We start from the raw sequence: 22,360 nt of genomic DNA, 5'->3' as shown, positions 1-22,360 counted from the left end.
TTTTGATAATACGCAGACCACCGTGCTTTACACTTTCCTCTGCGGCGGCGGCGTAGGATTTGAATAAGAGACAGGTGCTTGGGACGGGAACGGTGGTCGGGTCGGGAACGGTGCTTGGGGCGGAGTCGGTGGCCAGGTCGAGAACGGGATCGCCCGCCAGTACCGCACGCTGCAGGCGCCGCAGCGTGACGCCCGGCTCGATACCGAGCTCGTTCACCATGACCCGACGCGCCTCCTGGTACACCGCCAGCGCCTCGGCAGGCCGGGCGGAACGATACAGCGCCAGCATCAACTGCGCCCGCGGGCGCTCCCGCAAAGGATGCGCCTCGACGTGCGCGGCCAGCTCACCCGCCACGACATGATGGTCACCGGCGGCGATGCGCAGGTCGATGAGGTTCTCCAGCGAAGTGAGCCGTTCCTCCTCAAGCCGCGCCGCCTCGATCTGCGCCCACACCTGGCCCCCGCCCTCCAGCGCGGCACCGCGCCACAGCGCCAGCCCCTGCTCGTAGAGGCGGATCGCGGCGGCCCGGTCACGAGTGGCGCGCGCCTGCCGCACCAGCATGGAGAACCGGTTCGCGTCCACGTTCTCCGGCGGCAGGTCGAGCCGGTACCCGACCGGCACCGTGGCGATGACCTTGTCCGGCAGCGCCTCCCGCAGCTTGGATACCACGATGTGCAACTGCTTGACCGTGGTGGACGCCGAACTGCCGGCCCAGACGTCGGCCAGGAGCCGCTCGGTCGTGACCACCTGGCCGACGTTCAACGCCAGCCGGGCCAGCACCCCCACCCGCCGCGCTCCCGCAAGGCGCAGAACGGCACCGTCCACCGCGATCTCCCACGGCCCCAGGATCCTGATCTCCACGCCCACCGAGAACGCTCCCATGCCCCAGCCTTGCGAAGGGCCAGGAGTCTAGCGGACGAAACCGGTCAACTTGGCGGGATACCGACGTCGTCGAAAGCGGCCGTTAGAAGGCCGCGAACGGGGTGGGATCAGCGACCTGCGGTACTGGGTTTCATTCCTGTCTGAGCCGCACATCCTCTGGCGAACTCGGCCCCGCCCTCCCGCCGAAACGCCGGCAGAGTCCTAATCGCTCAGGTCATCGTTCCGTGTCGGCTCGCCGGTACGGGCGATGTGGTGCTCCATGATCTGGCGTATTTGGCTAGGCGTGCGGACTTCGATGGCATGGGGAAAGATCCCCGCCCTCTTGAACGTGTGCCATGCGAGGGAACAGTTGGCAGGTAGGTCACGCCGGTGCGCCTCGGCGGTGTCCATGTGCCACACGCTCGCACGCAGGGACAGCGAATCCACCAGCCACAACTGGTAGTCGTCGTGATGTTCGGCCAGATGGCTGATGTACTGAGCGAGTACGTTTCGCGCGACCATCTCAGCCGAATCGGCCATGACGATCCCCTGGCTGAGCTCGCTGGGAGCCTGGTGCCAGTCTTTGGCATGCTGTTCGGTGTATTCGACGAGGTAGACGAACCGGTCGGCAACCTCGAGAAAGTCCGACTCGCCCAATTGTTCGGCCGCCCTCGCCGAGAGCCGAGCCCAGTTCGCGATGCCGGCGTACAGCGCCGCCTGCCGCCTGGTTTGCAGGTGATCGTCGTAGGAGACGGTCTCCTCCAGGTTAGGCATGTTGAGCAGCGCCGCGACCTGATAGAGCCGACCGGGCGGGAGCAGGCGGTTCCGCGCGGAGGTGAGATCGTCCGTCACGGCCTTCAGTGTGGAGGACGTCCATCGCCAGGTTGGCAGGAAGGCCAAAAGATCTTCCATGGCAATTTCCACGGGCCTGCGGCGGTGCTGCTACGACGGCCAACTCCGCGGTCCGCATCCGCTGGCCGGAGCAGCCTTCGCCATCCATTCTGCGCTGCGCTGCGCGGGGATCGGGACGACGATGTTGATCACAGCCGGTGCAGTCGCCCACTCCCAGGACCTACCGGCCAATCCAACACGGTTGACGTCAAAACCGTCAGACGAGCACCGCCGACCACCTCGAGGTGACCGGACCTGGACGGCCTACCCGGCTGCCCTGCGCCGGTAGCCCGCGCAGATGACGGACAAGCCATGCGACAGGAGATAGCTGACTGGCTGGACTGCGACTGGAAGGTGCCCCTCGGAGAGGCGTTGCGGCGCTAGAGGCTGACCGAGAGCCATGTCATCTTGCACGTCTTCACCCGAGGCTCCCACTCGTCCGATCACACACGCCCATGCGTGGCAGTCCAGGCGGCTACAAGAAGTAATTAGCTCCTGGTTGTCCTCATCCCCAGGAAGGCATCCGCCAGCTCACCCTCACGCTCGATTCCCTGAACGACACCCAGCACGACCGGCAGCGGCGCAATTACCGCTCATGCATGACAGCGAATGAGCGATCACCTTAACCTGCGGCCGAGAAGCCGCTGGTCAGGGGCTGAACGCCGACGTGGAGGGTGGTGTCTTCAGCAGCATCCGAGCCTGCGGTACCCACATTAGGAGAGTGGGGGTTACTCCGCCCGTCTGGGTGCGTTGAGCTGGGGAAATAGCGAGTACGTCGTATTGGTAGCGGAAGATCATCCCGCACATGTCCCCGGCCTCCGTCTGAGAGCAACTATGTCGTCCAGTGGCAAGAAACCCGGAGCCCAGGGCCGCCAGGCCCGAGCACCGGAAGAGGCGCGGCAGCCTGAGCCGCCACCCGCTACGCACCTCGGCTGCTGGACCGGCAGCGCCAACAGAGCACCGCATCGGGCAGCAGCGATCTCCAGCGGCCTTCGATCCGGCTTACGCACCGCCTCAGCCCTCGAGCACGGCTACGCCCATGGGCTCACTGGAGTACTAAGAGGGTGAGGGTCTCCCTGTCCGCGTAGGCAGCCTGAGCTAGGCAAATGGCCTAGGCAGGACATGAGCCGCGTAAGATCATCCTTCGCATCTCTCCGGCTAGATCCCCACTGTAACGAGCGCTCGCAGGGCAACGGTAGCGCCCATGTCGCGGTTCGCGTAGCAGCGATGTCTTCTCGTTGGATAATAGCCGATGGTCGGTTCGTCCGCAGATTCCATGCTTATCCCCGACGATTTGTGAAGATTCGCATCCAGTGGGTAACTCGATTGGGAGCGGACATCTCTGAGCCGAAATGTGATCGCTCACAGCCGCGCGGCCACGCGGAAAGGCGGCTATGCTGCCCTCTAGTACAGGACGGGACATGTCCACGGGCCCAAGTAACGCTCCAGACGGCTAAGGCCGCACAAGTGCCTGCGAGCAGGGAAGAAGGGAGGAGATAGCATGAGCTCCTCCCTGATCGCCGCGATGGCCAAGGCTGAACCCCTCTACCAGATTCCTGAAGACGACTTGGTCGGCGATGTTCTGATACCGGCAATGGCGGCAGCAGATGAGGCCCGCATTGGAGCTGGCTTCTTCAGCTCTCGGTGTTTTGCGCAGATAGCACCCGGATTGGCCGAATTTCTAGCTGATCCCGAGCGTCGCTTGAGTCTCCTGATCAGCCCAGAGATTGACGATGCCGATCGCGAGGCGCTCGAACGGGGGGCCAAATCTCCTGAGCAGGTCATCCATGAACTCGAACAGCGGTTGTTTACTGAAGCGGTGGTCTCGTCGTCGGCTCTTGTACAGCACACTCTAGATTGTCTTGCATACCTCGTAGCCACGAAACGCTTGAGAGTCCGCTTCGCCTTGATGACGCGTGGACAGTATCACAAGAAGAAGTGGCTCCTACGTGGTGGGACTAAGTGGCTTGCCGTGCACGGCTCAGGCAATGCTACCGCGCGTGGCCTTCTTATAAATGGTGAGCAGATGACTGTCGACCGGCCGTGGGTCGATGGTCGGGCAGCTGAGGCACGGGTAGCTAAGCTGCTCATGGGTTGGGAACGAGACTGGAACAACCAAAACCCACATGTGCTCGCCATTGAAATCGTGGACGGCTTGCGAATAATCGGCAAGCGGGGAGCGCTGCAGTCCATTCCCACGATCGAGGATTTCTGGAAAGCCTGGCAGATAGACCACATGCGTGGACTTGAGCCGGACCTTCCACCCGGAGTCACAATAGAGCCTCCTCGTCTCCTGCGGATACCGGATGGCCTTGAATGGGAAACCGGCCGGTATCAACATCAGGGAGTCGCTGTTAGGACATTCCTTGGAGCCGGTTCCCGCGGAATTCTTGCCATTGCCACTGGTGGTGGCAAGACTCAAACATCACTCATTACGTCAGTGGTTGAGCAGGATCGCCATAGTGGCCCGATGCTCTTGATGATAATCGTGCCGACAGCGCCACTAATGCGGCAATGGGTAGAGGTGATCCGTCGGTTCGGTGTTGAGCCTGCCATGCCGAGCAATATGACGGTTCCCAAACGGCGCGTGTGGCTCGAAGAGCTTAAAGCAAGCCTAGCAACTAAAGCAAGATACACGTCTGTCGTTTTGTGTACCCAGAAGCTGTTCACTGGCGACACTGCATTGCGCGAGGCCATAGATGGCCTCGCACCGCATGTGCAGACTATGATCATCGGTGATGAGGCGCATAACTTGGGTGCGCCGGCTTTCATGCGCGTGGCACCTCAACGCTTCGATATACGACTCGGCTTGTCGGCGACGCCGTCGCGTCAGTACGACGAATCCGGAAGCGCTCAATTGTTCGACTACTTCGGCTCGCCGATTTACGAATTTACGCTTGCAGATGCAATCGCAGGCGGATGTTTGACGCCGTATCGATACCACTTGCACGAAGTGAATATGACGTCGGATGAATTTGCGGCTTATGTTGACTTGAGTCGGCAGCTCCGGCGCAAGGGTTTCTCTAGGCAGGATGATGGCTCTACCGAAGGGCAAGACGATCAGATTGAACACCTGTTGCGTAAGCGACGTGCTGTTCTCGAACAAGCATCGGGGAAAATAGCAGCGCTTGAGGCTCTCCTCGTTGAGACTGGCGTACGCAGTGTCTCTCGGACTCTTATATATGCCTCGGCGAAGCAACAGGTTCTCGGAGGCGTAAAGCAACTCGAGGAAGCGAATGCCCTTCTCCGCCGGCTCGGGATCCGGTTTCATGAATTTACAAATACGGAAACCGGTCGTAGTGGATCGGAGCGATACCTCGAAGCGTTCGGTCGAGGAGAGTATCAGGTGCTGACTGCAATGAAGGTGCTCGACGAGGGCATTGACCTGCCAGAAACTGATACGGCCTATCTCTTGGCGTCGAGCACTGTTCGCCGAGAATGGGTTCAGCGGCGCGGACGGATTCTTCGACGGGCAGAGGGTAAGACGCATGCGGTACTCCATGACTTCATCGTGGTGCCACCGGATGACGAAGCAGGTGAAGGACGTACGATTCTCACCGGCGAGCTTCTGCGTGCTCGCGAATTTGCCGGTGCAGCTGAGAACGAGTACGACCCGGACGGTCCCCGGACGGTCATTAACAGGCTGGAGCGCATCCTTTAAGGCAGAGGTCTTAGAATGGCAGTCACCCCCCGCATTAATGATGTCGCCAAGCAAGAAGTGCGCGCGATAGAAGAGCGTTATCCTGGATACAGAGCAGCGCTAGTGAAAGCTCTCGATGACGTGGTCGGCTTGCAGTCAAAAGCGCACGCCACTCAGCGTCGAGAAGATGTAACCAAGGTAGTCGAAGTACTCAGTCGATCGGCTGTCATCGCTAAGGGCGGAGAAAGCTAATGCTCATCAAGTCCGTGCACATCGCCCGCTTCAAGCTCATGCGTGACGTCACGATTCACTTCTCTGTCGACCCTGCCAAACCTCTTACAGTCATTCGCGGTGAGAATGGCTCCGGAAAGACGACATTGTTGTACGCGATGCTATGGGGCCTGTATGGAATGCAGGGCTTGACCAAAGTAGCAAACGTCGACACACCACGCCTTACATCTACGTTCTGTGCTCCTGGCGTACCCGTAAACGTAGAGGTGGAGATTGTTTTCGAGCACACGGACGATCTAGGCACGAGTAGCGACTACCGCCTGCGTCGTATGGTTCTAGAGACTCCGATGGTCGATGCCCCTCCGCGACGAGGACAAGACCAAGTTACCCTATTCCGGCTCACCCCAGAGGGCGACAAGCCAGTAAATCCTGCAGAAGCCTGGATCGAGCGGCTAGTTCCGCAGCGTCTGTCCGACCTCTTCTTCACAAACGGTGACGACATCCAAAAGTTTATCTCTGGGCGTGTCCATTCGCATGAGCGGCAGAGCAAAGTTCATCAGGCAATTCGAGAGCTCCTTGGTATCGATCAGTTGACGTCTTCGGTTGCCGACCTGAAGTATGTCCACGGCAACATTAAACGCCGAGTATCCGCAGAGAGCGGTAAGGACGCTGAAGAGTTGGAGAACCTGTGCGAGAATCTCCGCCGCCAGATTACTGAGCAAGAGGTAAAACGCGCACATCTTGAAAGCCGCCAGAAATCGATGGAGGTCCAGCAGCACGAGTGGAATCGTGAGCTTAATCAGCTGCGCGGTATCGGCGATCTCGATGAATTGAATATGCAAATCAATGCGCTCAAGAAGCGCATTGAGGGATGTCGCAATCGAGTAGAAGCCGCCCTTGCTGATATGCGGACTGCTTTTAAGAGCCAGGCACTTTCCTTGGCCCTTGCGGCAACGAGTATCGATGAGGGTCGGTCGAAACTTGAAGAACTCGCCGATCGGCGTGTGATTCCCAACAGGTCCCTTAAGGTCCTCGAAGACCGACTAGAAGACGGCGAGTGCATCTGCGGCGGAGACCTGCGTCCTGGTTCCGTTCTGAGGGACCACGTTCAGCATCTGCTTGACGACCAGCGCGAGAACTCTGAAATGGTTGAGCGCCTGACGGAGCTGCGCTATTCTGCGCGAGGTCTCGCCGTTGCCGCTGCGGACAGTGAAGACTTCGCTGCCAGGCGCGAGGCGACGCTTCTGGCGTATACATCAGCACGGGATGATCTGGCACGTGCTGATGTCGAGCTAAAGCAGGCCGAAACTAAGCGCAGCCGTATCGATGACACTCGTGTGCGTACCCTCACAGATGAACTTGCAGCTGTGGGCAAGAAGATCGGTGATGGAGTTCTCGAGCTAGGGCGTATCGAGGAGCGCATAAGCTCCCTTGAAACCCAGCTGGCGGAGCGCGAACAAGAACTTGCTAAGGTTACGCAAAAGAACAAGGCCAATCGAGATCTCATCATCAAGCGTGATGTGGCTGAGGAGCTGCGATCTCTAGCGGAACGAGTTCAGCGCCGCCTTGAGGGCGAGTACGTGCAGATGGTTTCGGCACGCTTGCAGGATATTTTCCTGTCGATCGTCGGTGCCGAGCCGGATGCCCAGCTCGGCGTTTTCCGACGCGTCTCTATCACGGAGAAGTTCGATATCGTGGTCGAGAGCCAGCATGGGACAAATCTTGATACAGACTATGAGCTAAATGGTGCATCGCAGCGTGCACTAACCCTCGCTTTCATCTGGTCGCTTATGGAGGTTGCTGGGATCACCGCGCCACGCCTGATCGACACACCTCTAGGTATGGTTTCAGGGGGAGTGAAGCAGCGGATGGTAAACACCATCACTCATCCTCCAACGGGTGACCAGCCGCCGTACCAGGTCATCCTTCTTCTGACCCGGTCCGAGATCATGGAGGTCGGTGAGCTGCTGAATCAGCATGCCGGCGCGTTCGCGACGATCTCGTGTAGCAAGGATTACCCCACTGACCTTGTGTATGAGTGGCCCGGAGAAGAGCCGGACGTCCGAGCGTGTTCCTGTACGCATGAACAGGCATGCCGAATTTGCGCACGCAACATCGACAATGCACATGGTCTCGCGTTTCGCGATATGGAGGCAGCGATTTAATTGGCAGACATCATCAATCGATACGCCCCCATTGACCTGTACATGCCCGAGGACTCTCATCGAGTAATTCGTGAGCATGTCGGTCACGGCCAGCCGTTTCCTCGCCAGGTCGATGCTTGGTGGATCGCCTTTTGTCTTGGTGTCCGACACAAGGAAAAGCGACCTATGCCGGAAAGGCGTACCAAGTTCATGGAAGGCACAATCCTGAGTAGCGATCCTTGGCGAATAGTCCATCTGGAACTGGTCGCACTCGGCTTGCATGGCGAGGAGATCCTTACCCGTCCTCGTGAGGTCGTGCAAGTAGCCACGGAGCACGCGAACTACGGCCTTGAGGTTCTGGTCAACGCGCTGACAGGGCAGAACGAACCTACGTTGGCTCTGATGAATTTTTTTGATATGACGAGGCTATAAGCGGAGAGGCCATGGGCGCATGCATATGGGTTGGGCCTAACGGAAGAACGTGAGATCTTCGTCCCCCGTCGGGGCGAGTGCGTAGGGTGAAAACGCATGTCGGCGTAGATGCGCACGTGAAGCTATGGGCCGCTGGGAAAACTCGTAGCATTCCGGGTTCGCAGCTGATGGTCTGGTATGAGCGTCTCGGAGAGACCGTGGAGATGCTGACGGCCAAGCTTGGAGCGATCTTGACGCATCTGGTTAAGCGGCAAGGCCAGCTTCTGCTGATCGTTCCCCGAGTGTGCCAAGTCGCGATTAATCGTGCATCGCTCCACCTGTGCGTCAGCTTCTCGTCCCTGGGTTAAGCATGATCCAGCGGCAGTCTTGGTCTCAGTGAGGTCTAGGTTAGTCAGGTTGTCATGACAACCCATGGTCGATCGCCCATCTACCTCTGAGCCGGCCTGCTGAGCCACCGGATGCGCTGTGGTGGAAGAAGCGCCATGTAGTGGTCGGTCGCAGGCGAGAAGCCGGATTGCCCTAGGGATTTACTTCGTTATCTGCGAGACAGCCCATGATGTCGGAGGGGTTAGCTAGGATCTCACTGCACTCCTGGCGAGGCAAGAGCCGCCTGCGAACCTCGTCGCCAGGAGTCACGAGGGGAAGGCGTGCCGGCGTTGGGAGCTGAACGTGTCGACTGATACTGATCGTGCGGAAGTGGTGTATCTCGACTACAACGCCACGGCTCCTCTGCGTCCGGAGGCGCTCGAAGCCATGTTGGACTCCTTGGGAAGCGTCGGCAATGCTTCCAGTATCCACATGGCAGGTCGTGATGCAGCATCGCGTGTCGATCTTGCCCGTCAACGACTTGCCCGCCTGCTCGGCTGTACGCCCGGCGAACTCATCTTCACGTCTGGCGCGACAGAGGCGAACAACCTAGCGCTTCGTGCGGGCTATGCGAGCGGTGAGACCCTTGCCACTACTGCTGTTGAGCATCCCGCGATTCTGGAGGTGGCCCGCGCCGTCACTGAGGATGGCGCTGGCACGCTGGTGGAGCTGCCGGTAGACCGACATGGCGCCGTCAATTTGGCACCTTTGGAAGTGGCGTGCCGTCAGGGCAAGGTGGCGATCGTCTCGGCAATGCTGGCTAACAATGAGACAGGCGTACTAACCGACCTTGGGCCCATTATCAAGCTGGCGCATGAGGCAGGGGCGCTCGTGCACAGCGATGCAACTCAGTATGTGGGTCGCCTTCCGCTGGATTTGAACGAACTTGATGTCGACATGCTGTCGCTGTCTGGTCACAAATTTGGAGCCCCGCAGGGGATTGGTGCACTTTTTGTCCGTCGCGGCGTATCTATGCCTCACCGCCCCCTTCTGATCGGAGGCGGCCAGGAGCGAGGTTGGCGCGCAGGCACATTGAACGTGCCCGGCATTGCCGGTCTGGGTGCGGCCGCCGAGGCTGCTCGAACTCGACTGCATGACGAAGCCGCTCGTATTGCCAGACTGCGTCATGTACTTGAGGACGGATTGACGTCGCGCCTACGCGACTGCCGCATTAATGGTGCCCGTTCAGCCCGGCTGCCTGGTGTCACGAGTGTCACCTTTCCAGGGGTTCCCGCGGATGCGGTTCTGGCCGCGATGCCTGAGATCGCCGCCTCTGACGGCAGCGCCTGTGCTTCGGGTGCTCCAAGTCCGAGCCACGTGTTGGTGGCGATGGGGCTAAGCCGTCAGGACGCTGACTCGACGCTGCGTTTCTCCCTGGGCTATGCCACTACCGAGAACGACGTCGAACGGGCCGTAGCGGCCACGGCCCGCGCCGTCGCAGACGTTCGAGCGGCCATGGCATCTATCGCGGAGCCCTAATCATCCGCCATCAAGCGGAACTAGCCCTACCACCCACCGAAAGGTCCCAGCGCATGTCCGACAGCCGGCTGGCAGCAGCGACAGAGCCGAAATTCGCCCGGCACGAAACCTTCGCTCCTCGCTATGGCTGGCTCTACAAAGCTCACACCGAGATTGTTCGGGACGGCGAGGGCGGCAGCGACATCTTCCACCGGGAGAATGCGCCTGTGCTGCTGGGCGTCGGCCGGAACATGGTGAACGCTATCCGGTTCTGGTCGCAGGCGTTTAAGCTCACCCGGGAACACCCACACCGAGACCCCTCCAACCGGGCCTATATCGCCTCTCCGACTTGGAGGGCGGAGTGGCTGCTCGGTAAGAACGGCGCGGACCCTTATTTGGAGGACACCGGAAGTCTGTGGTTGCTGCATTGGTGGCTGCTGTCCAGTGAACCAGGGGAGCAGGGGGGCAAGTGCATGGTGCCCAGCTGGTACGTGATGTTCCACCTGGCGCCGTTCTCCAAGGTCACCACCGCAGAGATGATCACTCTGATCACGCGGCATGTACACGAGAGCTATCCCGAGAACGCTGTGCCGGCCGCAGAGTCGATCAAGCGAGACGTGGACTGCCTCATCAAGATGTACGCCCTCGATCTGGAGCCCAATCCGCAGTCGCAGGGCAGCTTTGAAGATCAGCTGATGAGTCCCTTCCGGGAGCTCGGCTTGCTGGAAGGTCAAGGCAAGGGCAAGAGCCGCGTCTGGCGGTTCACTACCCGGTCCCGGGTCAATCTTCCAGCAGCGGTGCTGCTCTACGCATGCCTTGACTACGCCTCGCACGTCACTGGCGGCAACTCCATCTCTCTGGCTCGGCTCGCCAACGAGCCAGGTGCTCCCGGGCGGGCCTTCCGCATGCGAGAGCCCGAGCTCATCAAGGTCATAGAACCGCTCGTCGCGGAACAGGATGATCTACAGATCACTGACTCGCTGGGCCAGCGGAGCCTGTCCTTTGCCGTAGATCCTCAGCAGCTGGCTTGGGACATCCTGGATCGGCACTATGGGGACATCCGTCGCCAAGCCGACCTTCCGACTCCTGAGGAGTGGAAACAGCGCTATCCCGGTCTGGGGCACGCCAGCAAGGGCCGCAAACGCGAACAGCAGTCCGAGCAGCCCGAAGTTCTGGAATTGACCGAGGAGCAGGTGTGACCATGGCCACCAACCCCCTTCATAGCGTTCGTAAGGACCGCGCCGGTGCTCAGCTTCCCGCCGGTGTCACGCTGGTTGGGTCGGAACTACGTTCCACCAACCTCGAGCGCGATGTCCGCGACCCGCACTTGAACTCTCCCTATGTGGGTGCCAGGGCGCTGGACGTTCTGGATCGTGTCGCCAACGCGATGGCAGACCTTAAACGGACACGTGCATGGTCCTTCACCGGCCCCTACGGCTCAGGAAAGTCGACACTTTCGAACCTGCTCGACGCCTTCTTGGGTCATGACCCGGACCGGCAAGACGAGGCTCGGCAAGCCGTGGAGGCCACGAGCTCAGGACTCGCTGCGCGCATGGAGCAGGCACGTGACGAACGTGCCGAGAAGGGGTTCCTGGGTGCCGTGGCGACTGCGCGCCGTGAACCCTTGGCCGCCACCGTGCATCGAGCACTGGCCACCGCCGTGGAACGCAGGTGGGGGAAACAGCCGCCGAAGGACGTGACACAAGCCCTCCATGCCTGTGCAGAGCGTGAAGTTCCGACGACCGAGAACCTTCTGGACGCGCTCACTGCGCTGTGTGACACCGGCCACCCGGTTCTGCTGATTCTCGATGAGTTCGGCAAGTCGTTGGAATACCTTGCCGCCTCGGGCGACTCTGGCAGTGCCGAGAACGATGTCTTCCTGCTGCAGATGCTCGCTGAGAAGGGCGCGGGACGGTCAGGACTTCCGCTGTTCATCTTCACCCTGCAGCACCTGGCCTTCAGCGACTATGCAGCGCGATCCAGCCTGATCCAGACCAAGGAATGGGCCAAGGTCCAAGGCCGCTTCGAAGACATCACCTTTACGCCGAATCTCGGCGATGCCGTCCACCTCCTGCAAAGACGCCTCGATCAGTCCGCCGTCGCCGAAGCCGGCCAGCAGCTCATCCGCAGGCAGGCGGAAGCGGCTGCCCAAGCCTGGACTGAGCACGGCCTCGATTCTGTGGTCCACATCTCCCCGGAGATGCTAGCCGGCCTCTACCCCTTGCATCCCCTTACTGCCGTGGCGGCACCGCTCCTTGCCTTCCAGATCGGTCAGCACGACCGCAGCCTCGTCGGGTTCCTCACCAACGACGAGCCGAACACGGTCCGCCGTACCATCGATGATGCCTCGAGCTCTGAACCGGAGCGGGCCTCCACCATCCTGCTGCCCCAGCTGTATGACTATTTCTTCGCCTCCGGTCGGACCACCATCCTGGCCTCGTCCAACGCCAGTCGTTGGCTGGAGGTCGATAACCGGCTCAACGAGGCCCACGGACTTCCCCCTGAGGACCGAGACATCCTCAAGACGATCGGCATCCTGAACCTCATCGATGTCGACGGCGTTCTGCGGGCAACCCCGGCGATGATCCAGTTCGCCATGAACGATCCGAGCAACGCCGCGGATCCTGAGCGATTCGAGATGCTGCAGCAGCGACTGCAGCATCTCGTTGAAACCGGGTTCCTCACCCACCGGACCTACAGCAATGAGTACAGGGTCTGGCAGGGAACCAACATCGACATCGATGCCCGTGTCAAGGAAATCGCCGGCCACGTCGCCCCCAGCCATGTCGTCGACCACCTGGGTGAGCATCTCGGAACGGTTCTGCCCAGAGAGGTGGTTGCTGGAGCGCACATGCAGCGCACTGGGATGTTGCGGTACTTCCGCACCGCCATCAGTCTTCAGGCCGACAAGCTCGACGGTCCTGGTGTCGTGAGCGACGCGGCCGACGGGATGATCATCTTCCATCTTGGAGAGCCCGGTACGCGGCCACTGGTCAACTCCGCACTGCCCGTACTCATCGGAACCACGAAAGATCCTGCCGCCATCCTCGATGCAGGGATCACTCTCAGAGCTCTTGAAGACCTCCGACACCAGGATGACATCGATCTCGTGGCGGGACGCGAGATCGAAGAACGCATCGCGGAGATTTCACAGGAGCTGGGAACCCAGCTAGACGAGGCATTCAACCCGCAGGGCGAAGAGTCCTCCTGGTACCTGTGGCAGAGCGGGCAGGACACCCGTTCCGAACGGAGCGAGCCTATCGAGGCTCGCAGCTACGGTGCGTTGGTGTCGGCTGCCTGCGACCGGGTGTACCCGCAGACACCGCACATCCGCAACGAGATGGCCGGCCGTCACGAACTCACCAGCAACGGCGCGCGTGCACGACGTGTGCTTCTGTCTGACTTGGTGACTAACACGGGGCTGGCGGTGCTGGGATATGACACCACCAAGTACTCGCAGGAACGGGCCATGTACCACGGCGTCGTGGAGTACCTGGGCCTGCATCGTGCTGCCAAGGAGGTAGGCCAGGCGATACAGGCCCAGACCATCGCCACCCACGGTGTCTCGCGGCCGGATCCAAAGAAGCATCCAGAGGTCATCCCTACCTGGAGGCGACTAGAGCAGGCACTCACTGATGCTGCTCAGCCCACTCCAATTGTCGACATCTATGAGCAGCTGATGGCGCCGCCCTTCGGCGTCAAGTCCGGCGTTGTCCCGATCCTGATGGTCGCTGCGCTGATTCTCCGCAGCTCCGACGTCGCGCTGTTCGAAGAGGGAAACTATTGTCCGCGGCTCAACCCGGAGATCATCGAGCGTCTGCTTGCGGATACGGGTCCCGACCGGTTCACGGTCAAGGCCGTACCTATCGGGGAAGGGCAGCGCAGCCTGATTGTTGAGCGCCTTGCTGTGGCTCTCAACGTTGATGCTCCCCGTTCTCGTACCGCCCGCAACCCGGCGCTGCTGGCAGTGACTCGGGCCATGCTCGAACGCGTCATGGTGCTTACTCCCTACGCGCTCCACACCAAGCGCCTCACTCCGGAGGCGCTGCAGGTACGAAAAGTCCTCTCCGAGGCAACCGACCCCGACCAACTGGTCTTCACTGCCCTGCCACAGGCACTTGCACTCAACGCCATTCCTGCCAACGCGGCTAAAGACGAGCGGGCCGCCGAGTCGTACGTCGCTCGGGTGACCAACGCCCTGGACGCTATCTCCGGAGCCAGCACAGCACTGCGGCGAGACGTCGTAGCCGCGATAGGCCAGGCTTTCGGTATCGCCGGGGACCTCACCCAACTGCGGTCAGAGCTAGCAGAGGCACTGAGCGGCTTCGCCGACGCCGGCCTCGAGCTTGATCTGCAAGGGTTCGTCTCCCGTGTCCTCAATACCAGCCTGCCGAATGAGGACTGGCTCGATCCGATCATCATTCGCCTCACCAACAAGGCGCTCGGCGACTGGACCGACCAGGACGTCGACAGCTTCTATCCGCGTGTCAGAGAGATGGCCCGTCGCCTTGACCGTGTCGGCCACCTCTATCAGGTGCAGGAGCTACCAGCACCTCAGACTCGCGCGCCGGAACCTAAGCAGATCGACACCCACCTGCTGACACTCACCACACCTCAAGGGACAGAAGTTCGCACGCTCATCCATGTGCCCAAGAAGGTCAGGAACACTGCCGAGACTCTGGTTGTCGGTGTCATAAGGCAAGCTGAGCAAGAGCTAGGGCCTGGCGGTGCGCGTATCTTGCTTGCCGCTCTTGCGGAGCGTCTCACCGCGACGGACTCTGACCATGACCCCCAGGAGGAGGAGAAGCTGTGACCAAGGCCAACGACTCTGGCAGAGGGACTCGGCATGTGCTGGGAATCTCTGGAGGGAAGGACTCCTCAGCCCTGGCGATCTACATGCGCGACCGGGTCCCCGAGATGGAGTATTTCTTCTGCGATACCGGCGCTGAGCTTCCCGAAACCTACGAGTACCTCAACCGGCTGGAAGCCGCGCTTGGCAAGCCGATCGAACGGCTCAACTCCAGTCGCGATTTCGATCACTGGCTCGAGGTCTACCAGGGGACCCTGCCAAGTCCTCAGATGCGCTGGTGCACCAAGAACCTCAAGATCAAGCCATTGGAGGCCTGGGTTGGCGATGACGAGGTCATCTCCTATGTAGCCATCCGTGCGGATGAGAACCGCCTCGGCTACGTCAGCACCAAGCCCAACATCACCGCAGTCTTCCCCTTCCGTGAAGACGGCATCGACAGGGCCGGGGTCGACCGGATTCTCGACGAGGCCGGCATCGGCCTGCCGGCCTACTACGAATGGCGTACCCGCTCGGGCTGCTACTTCTGCTTCTTCCAGCGTAAGCACGAATGGGTTGGGCTCAAGGACCGCCATCCCGAGCTGTTCGAGAAGGCCGTCGCCTACGAGGAGAAGGTCAATTACCAGCAGACAGCCATGAAGGGGCGCAAGTACACCTGGTCTCAAGGTGAGTCACTCGATGAACTGCTTGACCGACGACAAGAGATAGAGGCGAAGCACCGCGACGCGATGGAACGCGCTGCCCGACGCATGAAGCCGAACCGTCCCCTTCTCGAGATACTGTCCGACGCGCACGATGAAGACGACGATCAGGTGGGATGCGCCGTCTGCCATCTCTGATGCGCTGTGAGCTTCGATCCCTTCCCAAAGCGGTAACGGCGGCCAGGAAGGGGTTGAAGTGCCACATCAGCTACGGTTCTCCGCCTGTGTTCCTGCAGGACGCATACTCCCAGTTCCGTGTCGGCCGACGTGCCAGCATGTCTTCGCAGAGGCGCGCTAATGTGACCTCTGCACGGCCTGGGTGGGCCGTGAGGCTCAACGGTGTGGGGAGAACGTGGCCATGGGCACCGAGCGCATTCCGTACCTGCTCGGCTACCATGAGATTGCGCGCCTCTTTCAGGTGGCCCGTGACGCTCCGCTGCAATGGCGTAAGCGATCTCTGCTCCGAGAGCCGGACTGGGTAATCTCTGGTAGCCCCTACTGGCTGCTGCCTACGGTCCTCGCGCTCTCCAAACCCGGTTACCGAGAGGTAGACCTGCAGTGGCTTGACGGCTATAAAGCGGGCATTCCGGGTGGCTACGTCACACAAGACACGGACCGAATGCCCTCTCTGATTGGAATCCAAGAAGTCTCCTGGATCTTCGGCAAGAACTCATCCGCTATCGGGCAGTGGCGCAACCGTGGGACTCTTCCTGATCCCGACCTCATTCTGTCGGGCTCGCCATTGTGGAGCCTGGAGACTATCCTTGCCGACGCTGAACGGCGAGACCGTTCCATCTCGCAAGCAGCCGTCGCACGAATCCGCGCCGGAGAGAGAGCGCAATCAAGTCGCCGGCGGCTTGCTAGCTCTCAGTCAGGACAGCCGGGCGCCGTCCCCGCGGCACGAACCTTCACCAGCGAGGAGCGTCCAGCTGCCACCAGCTTTCTTGAAAGCGTCCTTGCCGCTGGCCATGCCGTCGAAATCAGACCTCACCCATCCAAATCGCTTAGGCCAAAACAAGACGGTCAATCTGCTCCTGATTCACTAAGCGGTATGAACCCGTAATCTGGGTCGTCTCTCTCGTAGATCCATCCGCTATCACGCGAAGCGTAGCCGCTCGATCGCGAAAAGTGCTTGACGTCACTGACCATAAAAATTTATGGTCAGAGAGGAGGTGTCGAATGGCCAGTTCAGGAAAAGCAGCACCCTCCGGCCGTCGAGGAAATCACCGTACGGAGACAGACCGGGGAGAGACTCTCAGAGTGATCTCGTACGGCGGAGGGGTTCAGTCGACCGCGTTGCTGGTGCTTGCCGCACAGCGCAGGATCGACTTCCCGACGTTCCTGTTCGCAAACGTCGGAGACGATAGCGAGCATCCGTCCACGCTCGCTTACGTGCGCGAGATCGCTACTGGGTACGCCAGAGAGCACGGCATCGACATACATGAGATACAGCGCCGACGGCGGGATGGGAGCATCGAAACCCTCTGGGAACGTCTCCACCGGGCGCAATTGCGATCAATCCCAATACCCATCCGCATGGATAACGGTGCGCCCGGCCGGCGATCTTGTACTTCAGACTTCAAGATCAAGGTAGTAGCTAAATGGTTGAAAGATCATGGCGCGACAGCGAACCGTCCGGCGACTGTCGGTATTGGGATCTCTTTGGACGAGATTCACCGAGCCAACAAGCGTCGAAGCGACCCGTATGAGCAAATCGAGTATCCCCTCCTCGATCTCGCTCTCCGCCGCGATGACTGCGTACAAATCATCACTGCCGCCGGGCTTCCTGTGCCTCCAAAGAGCGCATGCTTCTTCTGTCCCTTCAAAACAGTGGATGCGTGGCGGCACCAGCGACGCCATGAGCCGGTGCTGTTTGCCAAGTCCGAGGAGCTCGAGGCCACTCTGAATGAGAAGCGGGCAATGCTCGGGCGAGATGCCGCCTACCTGACCCGTTACGGGACCTCGCTCAATCGCGCAATTCAGCTGGCTCCTCAAGAGTCTGAAACCCGCGACCCAGGGTGTGACTCAGGTTGGTGTATGACCTGAGCTGGTGTCTTCCAGAAACGCGCATAAGCCTGTGCCCACAAGCGGATGCTGACATCTCTGGTTCGAGGGCCGGTGTGTCGCTGCCCAGCCGTATGACGCCGTAGCCAATGTTCGAGGCGAATTCTAATTGCCTGCTGTACGCCGGGCTGCAGCAACTCACATGCCCGGTGGCAAGCGGACCCGGAGCGCAGGGCCGCTAGGCCCGAGCGCCGGAAGCCGCGCGTCGATCGCCCCAATTCCGTATGGCAGTAACTGAAGCGGGTGATCTTTACAGTCCCATGTATCGGCTTGCGATTCCATAACGAGGATCGCATCGGTCTGCCTCACGCTCTAGACAAGGGATATGGGTGGTTGGTGGCGTGTGGGCGGGGCGGCTGTCGTCGGCGCCGCCGCCGGCACGGCGGCCGTGGCCGCTTTGACGGATGGCAAGCCATGGGTGACGGTGGCCGGGGCCGTGGTAGGCGCGGTGGGCACCGCGTTTGCCCCGAGTGTGCTCGACCGGCTGCGGCAGCGCGCGGACGCGCAGGACACACTCGACGCGGCAGCCGAACTGATACCGGATGTGTCCGGCCCGGCCCTACTGCTGCATCCTTCGCGGGGCGTGGTGCCGTTCGAGGGCCGCGAGCGGGAGATCGAAAAGTTGCTGACCTGGTGCGCCGATCCGCGAGCTGAGCGACTGCGACTGCTGACCGGGCCGGGTGGGGTCGGCAAGTCACGACTGGCAGCAGAGTTGATCGCACGCCTGGGGCGGCGCGAATGGGGATGGGTGGAGGTCCGCGACGACGCCGAGGCTGATGCCCTGGCCAAGTGGCGGGCGGTGGAGCAGCGGCAGGTACTGCTCGTGGTCGACTACGCCGAAACCCGCACCGGTCTCGCGGCGCTGCTGCACGAGGTGGCCGCCGACGAGGGGCGGCGGGTGCGGGTACTCCTGCTGGCGCGCAGCGCTGGAGATTGGTGGCGGCGACTGGGAGGCGCGTCGGCCCGGGTACGGCAGATGGTGACCGCGGCCGGGGCCGAGGTGATGACGCTGACTGAACAGGTGGCCTCCGGCAAGTCGGATCACGATCTGGTGGCCGAGGCGGTGCCATGTTTCGCCGCTGCCCTGGGAGTGGAGGTCTCGCAGCACTTTGAGTTGGTGCTGAGCGAGAGACCTCGTCGGATCTTGGATCTGCACGCGGCGGCGCTGGTGGTGGTGCTGCGCTCGGCACAGCGCACAGGCGCGATCACCGTCGATGTGGCCGATGTACTGGAAGAGTTGCTCGATCATGAGCGGCGCTACTGGGTGCAAAGCGCGCAGGCGCACGGTTTCCTCGGAGGCACTCAGGGGTTGAACACGATGATGGTTGAGCAGACAGTGGCGGTCGGCACGCTACTCGGAGCGCAGGACCGCACCCAGGCGGCCACGGCGATGGGACGGGTCCCCGGAGCGACGGCCTCAGGGACGGTCGCCGACTGGCTGCGTGAGCTGTACCCTCCCGACGATGACGGTGAGTGGCTGGGGCGACTGCAACCGGACCGGCTGGCGGAACTGCACGTGACCCAGCAGCTCAGCGGTTCGGAGGAGTTACTGGCGGCGTGCCTGAAGAGTCTGGACGAGCGTCAAGAGCGGCGGGCACTGGTGACGTTGGCGCGGGCGGCCCAGGAGCTTGAACCAGCTGAGGAGATCCTGCAGAGGTTGCTTCCGCAGACCGCCAAAGAGGTGGTCTCGTTCATGGTCCGCTTCGTCGATGACATCCTGAGGAAGCGGCTCGGGCGGGAAGGTGGCTTCGCCGCTGACGATGTCGTGATCGTGGATCCGGCGATGGGCACGGGAACCTACCTGCTCAACATCGTGGACATGGTGGCTCAGACCGTGGAAGACCGAGAGGGCAAAGAGGCGGTTCCCGCGCAGCTCAAGAAGCTGTTCGGCCGCTTGGTCGGGATGGAGCGGCAGGCCGGACCGTACGCGGTAGCCGAGTTGCGGCTGAGCCAAACGCTGAAGTCCACGTATGGCGCGGAGATCTCCGCGGAGGACCAGAAGCTCTACGTCGCTGACACCCTAGACAGCCCCTTTGAGAAGACTCAGCTTGATCTCGACTCGATGTATGAGCCGATCGTGCCCCACCGGGAGACTAACCGGGTCAAGCGAGAGACACCGGTTCAGGTGGTGATCGGCAATCCTCCCTACCAGGAGCGGGCAAAGGGAATGGGCGGCTGGATTGAACAGGGCGCGGAGAACGCCGGGCATGGCGTTCCGCTGGACGCCTTCAAAGCCGTCGAACGCCGCCGCAAGTACGAGTACGTCCTGTCCAACCTCTACGTGTACTTCTGGCGGTGGGCCACGTGGAAGGTTTTCGACGCCCGCCCTGAGCAGTCCTCAGGCATCGTCGCGTTCATCACCACGTCGGGTTACACAACCGGCCACGGTTTCGCCGGCATGCGGGAGTACTTGCGTCGGACAACCGACGAGGGATGGATCATCGATCTCTCGCCGGAGGGCCATCAGCCCGATGTGTCCACTCGGATCTCCCCTGATGTTCAGCAACCACTGTGCATCGGCGTCTTCGTCCAGTACGGCACGGGCAACCGCGAGACACCCGCACTGATCCACCACGTCAGCTTGTCGGGGCACCGCTCGGAGAAGGTCGCCCGCCTGGCGAGCCTGGCCCTTGACGATCCCGAGTGGACCACCTGCGCGACCGGCTGGCACGACCGGCTCAAGCCCGCGGGGTCGGACGATTGGCTGAGTTATCCCGCGCTTGGCGACTTGATGCCCTGGCAGACTCCCGGCATCAATCCGAACCGGACCTGGGTCTACGATCCGAGCCCCGAGATTCTGCGCGCACGCTGGGAACGGCTGATCAAGGCTCCTGTCGGCGATAAGGCCGGTCTCTTCAAAGAAACGCGAGATCGGACTATCGAATCCATCGCGACGGCGCTTCCCGGAGGGACACCTTCAGCACTCCCCATCTCCAAGGAAAATTCTTTGATGCCGAACTTGGAGACAGTTGCTTATCGGAGTTTCGACCGGCAGAAGCTTCTCTACGACCCTCGGGTAATCGACTATTCTCGTCCGTCATTGTGGCGAGTGGCGGGCTGCTCTCAAATATTTGCATCGGAACTTCATACCGAACTCATATACAACGGACCCGGACTAACTTTCTCCTCCTATGTGCCCGACATGCATCACTTCGCAGGAAGTGGTGGCGGGCGAGTGCTCCCGCTCTACCGCGATCGTGCCGCCGGGGCGGTCAACCTCGCCCCGAACCTCGTCCGCCTACTGTCTGAGCGCCTCGACCTGCCCGTGCCAGCTCCTGATGTGCTGGCCTACATCGCGGCGGTGACCGCGCACGGCGGCTACACGGTGCGCTTCGCGGATAGTCTGCGTACCCCCGGTGTTCGCGTCCCGCTCACCGGGGACCCCGAATTGTGGGCGCAGGCCGTTCGGATCGGTAAGCGGGTCATATGGCTGCACACCTATGGCGAACGCTTCGTCGATCCCGCCGAGGGCCGTCCTGCGGGGCCGCCCAAACCGGCTTCCGATCAGCGTGCCAAGTCCCAGGTGGCGATTCCGGGAACCGTCGAGGGAATGCCCGATGACATCTCCTATGACGCCGAGACGGCGACCCTCCATGTCGGCATCGGCCGTATCTCACCTGTGCGTCCCGAGGTGTGGATGTACGAGGTGTCCGGGATGAACGTCGTCAAAAAGTGGTTCGGCTACCGGAAGAAGAACCCGGCGGGCCGCAAGTCCTCGCCCCTCAACGACGTCCACGCCGAGAAATGGCCTGTCGAGTTCACCACGGAACTCCTCCAGCTCCTCCACGTGCTCACGCTCTGCGTGGAACTGGAGCCCGACCAAGCCGACCTTCTGGAGCGCATCTGCAGCGGCCCGCTCGTCACCGTGGCCGATCTGGAGAGGGCGAAGGTCTTCCCGGTTCCCCCCGGTGCTTGTAAAGCCCCTGCCCCCGAATCACCCGAGGCTCCGACCTTGCTGTAATCAGGGTCCGCCGGACGGCGGCGCGGGTTGTGTGTCTGTGCCGTACACCGCTGCCGTAATGATCTCCACCGTCAGCCGGGATATCCGATGGCAAGCCGACCCGGAGCGCAGGGCCGCCAGGCCCGAGCACCGGAAGCGGCGCGGCAGCCATTACGGACGGTTCAACCAGGATGTCGGGGAGTCTTCTGCCGGTCCTGGACTCCTGCTCGGTGGACATCAGCGCGTGGGCGGCGCCGGTCGCGACCGGCCGAAGAGCCGCAGCGCGGCCGGTGACCGCCCAACGCGCGGCGGGCTGCCGCAGGCAGGCCGCCTTTAAAACCGTGGAGAAAAGTCTCATCCGGTAGGGCTACCATGCTGCTGACCTGCCGGTTTTCGTGCTTGGGAGCTCAACGCTGGTCTACTGAGGGGCTCAGTTCTCGTTAGCTCCGGGCTCGCCGGCTGGGCTGACGAAGCTTCCGAGGTTGGCCACCGTGTAGATCAAGCCTTCTTCGCGTAGCTGGCGTATCGCCTTGCGGATCGTGTCGCGGGCTACGCCGAACTCCTGGACGAGGCGGACCTCCGACACCAGATGCTTGGGCGGGTACTCCCCGCTGGCGATGCGTGAGCGGAGTACGTCGGCGACCTGCTGCCAACGAGGGCGGTCGGGCTCGAAGTCCATCACGGTGTAAGGGTAGGAAGGGGGCGCTACAGGTCTTCATTCGCCTCTACCGGCCTATAGCGACCCCTCGGTATCCCTAGGGGTAGACAGGGCAACGCTTCGCTCTTACGCTCGTGGTATGCGACTACGCGGCTGCGTCCTTGAC

Annotated in this window: 13 protein-coding genes; 10 read left to right on the top strand and 3 right to left on the bottom strand. The window is 61.5% G+C overall.

The window, feature by feature from the left end; all coding sequences use genetic code 11:
• Positions 1-868, bottom strand: an 868-nt coding sequence (locus ADY59_RS27030; protein WP_197093876.1) for an AfsR/SARP family transcriptional regulator, incomplete at its 3' end; no start/stop codon positions are given.
• A 216-nt stretch (positions 869-1,084) separates the two neighbouring features.
• Positions 1,085-1,774: a hypothetical protein gene (locus ADY59_RS27025; RefSeq protein ID WP_049567350.1), complete on the bottom strand. Its 690-nt coding sequence runs from the start codon at positions 1,772-1,774 to the stop codon at positions 1,085-1,087.
• 1,480 nt (positions 1,775-3,254) lie between these two features.
• On the opposite strand from ADY59_RS27025, the gene ADY59_RS48995 reads away from it, so the two are divergent.
• The 10 genes from ADY59_RS48995 (at position 3,255) to ADY59_RS26985 (ending at position 21,557) form a co-directional block, all read left to right on the top strand.
• Positions 3,255-5,414: a DEAD/DEAH box helicase family protein gene (locus ADY59_RS48995; RefSeq protein ID WP_082310430.1), complete on the top strand. Its 2,160-nt coding sequence runs from the start codon at positions 3,255-3,257 to the stop codon at positions 5,412-5,414.
• A 230-nt stretch (positions 5,415-5,644) separates the two neighbouring features.
• Complete coding sequence (locus tag ADY59_RS48990; RefSeq protein WP_082310429.1) at positions 5,645-7,789, top strand: AAA family ATPase; 2,145 nt, start codon at positions 5,645-5,647, stop codon at positions 7,787-7,789.
• A complete protein-coding gene (locus ADY59_RS50355; RefSeq protein ID WP_156325763.1) occupies positions 7,790-8,200 on the top strand; it encodes a hypothetical protein in 411 nt (136 codons plus the stop codon).
• Positions 8,201-8,869: 669 nt separating this feature from the next.
• Complete coding sequence (locus ADY59_RS48985) at positions 8,870-10,045, top strand: cysteine desulfurase family protein (protein ID WP_231618907.1); 1,176 nt, start codon at positions 8,870-8,872, stop codon at positions 10,043-10,045.
• Positions 10,046-10,098: 53 nt separating this feature from the next.
• Complete coding sequence (locus ADY59_RS27000; RefSeq protein WP_049567340.1) at positions 10,099-11,223, top strand: DUF4007 family protein; 1,125 nt, start codon at positions 10,099-10,101, stop codon at positions 11,221-11,223.
• A gap of 2 nt (positions 11,224-11,225) precedes the next feature.
• Positions 11,226-14,837 (top strand): ATP-binding protein, encoded by a 3,612-nt coding sequence (locus ADY59_RS26995; protein WP_156325764.1) that lies wholly within the window; start codon positions 11,226-11,228, stop codon positions 14,835-14,837.
• The gene (locus ADY59_RS26990; RefSeq protein ID WP_049567334.1) at positions 14,834-15,670 is read left to right on the top strand and encodes a phosphoadenosine phosphosulfate reductase family protein; all 837 of its coding nucleotides are present in this window, start codon (positions 14,834-14,836) and stop codon (positions 15,668-15,670) included. Before ADY59_RS26995 ends, ADY59_RS26990 begins: the two co-directional genes overlap by 4 nt.
• Before the next feature lie 220 nt (positions 15,671-15,890).
• Positions 15,891-16,595, top strand: coding sequence for a hypothetical protein (locus ADY59_RS50350; protein WP_156325761.1), 705 nt, complete (start codon positions 15,891-15,893; stop codon positions 16,593-16,595).
• Positions 16,596-16,792: 197 nt separating this feature from the next.
• Positions 16,793-17,578 carry a phosphoadenosine phosphosulfate reductase gene (locus tag ADY59_RS48980; protein WP_082310427.1) on the top strand — a complete coding sequence of 262 codons (786 nt, stop codon included), beginning with the start codon at positions 16,793-16,795 and terminating at the stop codon, positions 17,576-17,578.
• 343 nt (positions 17,579-17,921) lie between these two features.
• A complete protein-coding gene (locus ADY59_RS26985) occupies positions 17,922-21,557 on the top strand; it encodes a type ISP restriction/modification enzyme (RefSeq protein ID WP_156325759.1) in 3,636 nt (1,211 codons plus the stop codon).
• Positions 21,558-21,966: 409 nt separating this feature from the next.
• On the opposite strand, the gene ADY59_RS26980 is transcribed toward ADY59_RS26985, so the two are convergent.
• Positions 21,967-22,215, bottom strand: coding sequence for a GntR family transcriptional regulator (locus tag ADY59_RS26980; protein ID WP_231618908.1), 249 nt, complete (start codon positions 22,213-22,215; stop codon positions 21,967-21,969).
• Positions 22,216-22,360 lie beyond the last annotated feature (145 nt).

The sequence above is a fragment of the Nonomuraea sp. SBT364 genome, from assembly GCF_001083785.1.
In the GTDB taxonomy this organism is placed as follows: domain Bacteria; phylum Actinomycetota; class Actinomycetes; order Streptosporangiales; family Streptosporangiaceae; genus Nonomuraea.
The sequence above is the reverse complement of the archived record's forward strand: the minus strand, read 5'-3'. Positions and strand labels throughout refer to the sequence as shown.

What these genes read in the sequence shown, in the direction of transcription:
- ADY59_RS26980 (WP_231618908.1), bottom strand. Translation starts at nt 22,215, where the DNA reads ATGGACTTCGAGCCCGACCGCCCTCGTTGGCAGCAGGTCGCCGACGTA.
- ADY59_RS50350 (WP_156325761.1), top strand. Translation starts at nt 15,891, where the DNA reads ATGGGCACCGAGCGCATTCCGTACCTGCTCGGCTACCATGAGATTGCG.
- ADY59_RS48995 (WP_082310430.1), top strand. Translation starts at nt 3,255, where the DNA reads ATGAGCTCCTCCCTGATCGCCGCGATGGCCAAGGCTGAACCCCTCTAC.
- ADY59_RS48990 (WP_082310429.1), top strand. Translation starts at nt 5,645, where the DNA reads ATGCTCATCAAGTCCGTGCACATCGCCCGCTTCAAGCTCATGCGTGAC.
- ADY59_RS27025 (WP_049567350.1), bottom strand. Translation starts at nt 1,774, where the DNA reads ATGGAAGATCTTTTGGCCTTCCTGCCAACCTGGCGATGGACGTCCTCC.
- ADY59_RS26995 (WP_156325764.1), top strand. Translation starts at nt 11,226, where the DNA reads ATGGCCACCAACCCCCTTCATAGCGTTCGTAAGGACCGCGCCGGTGCT.
- ADY59_RS26985 (WP_156325759.1), top strand. Translation starts at nt 17,922, where the DNA reads ATGGGTGGTTGGTGGCGTGTGGGCGGGGCGGCTGTCGTCGGCGCCGCC.
- ADY59_RS27000 (WP_049567340.1), top strand. Translation starts at nt 10,099, where the DNA reads ATGTCCGACAGCCGGCTGGCAGCAGCGACAGAGCCGAAATTCGCCCGG.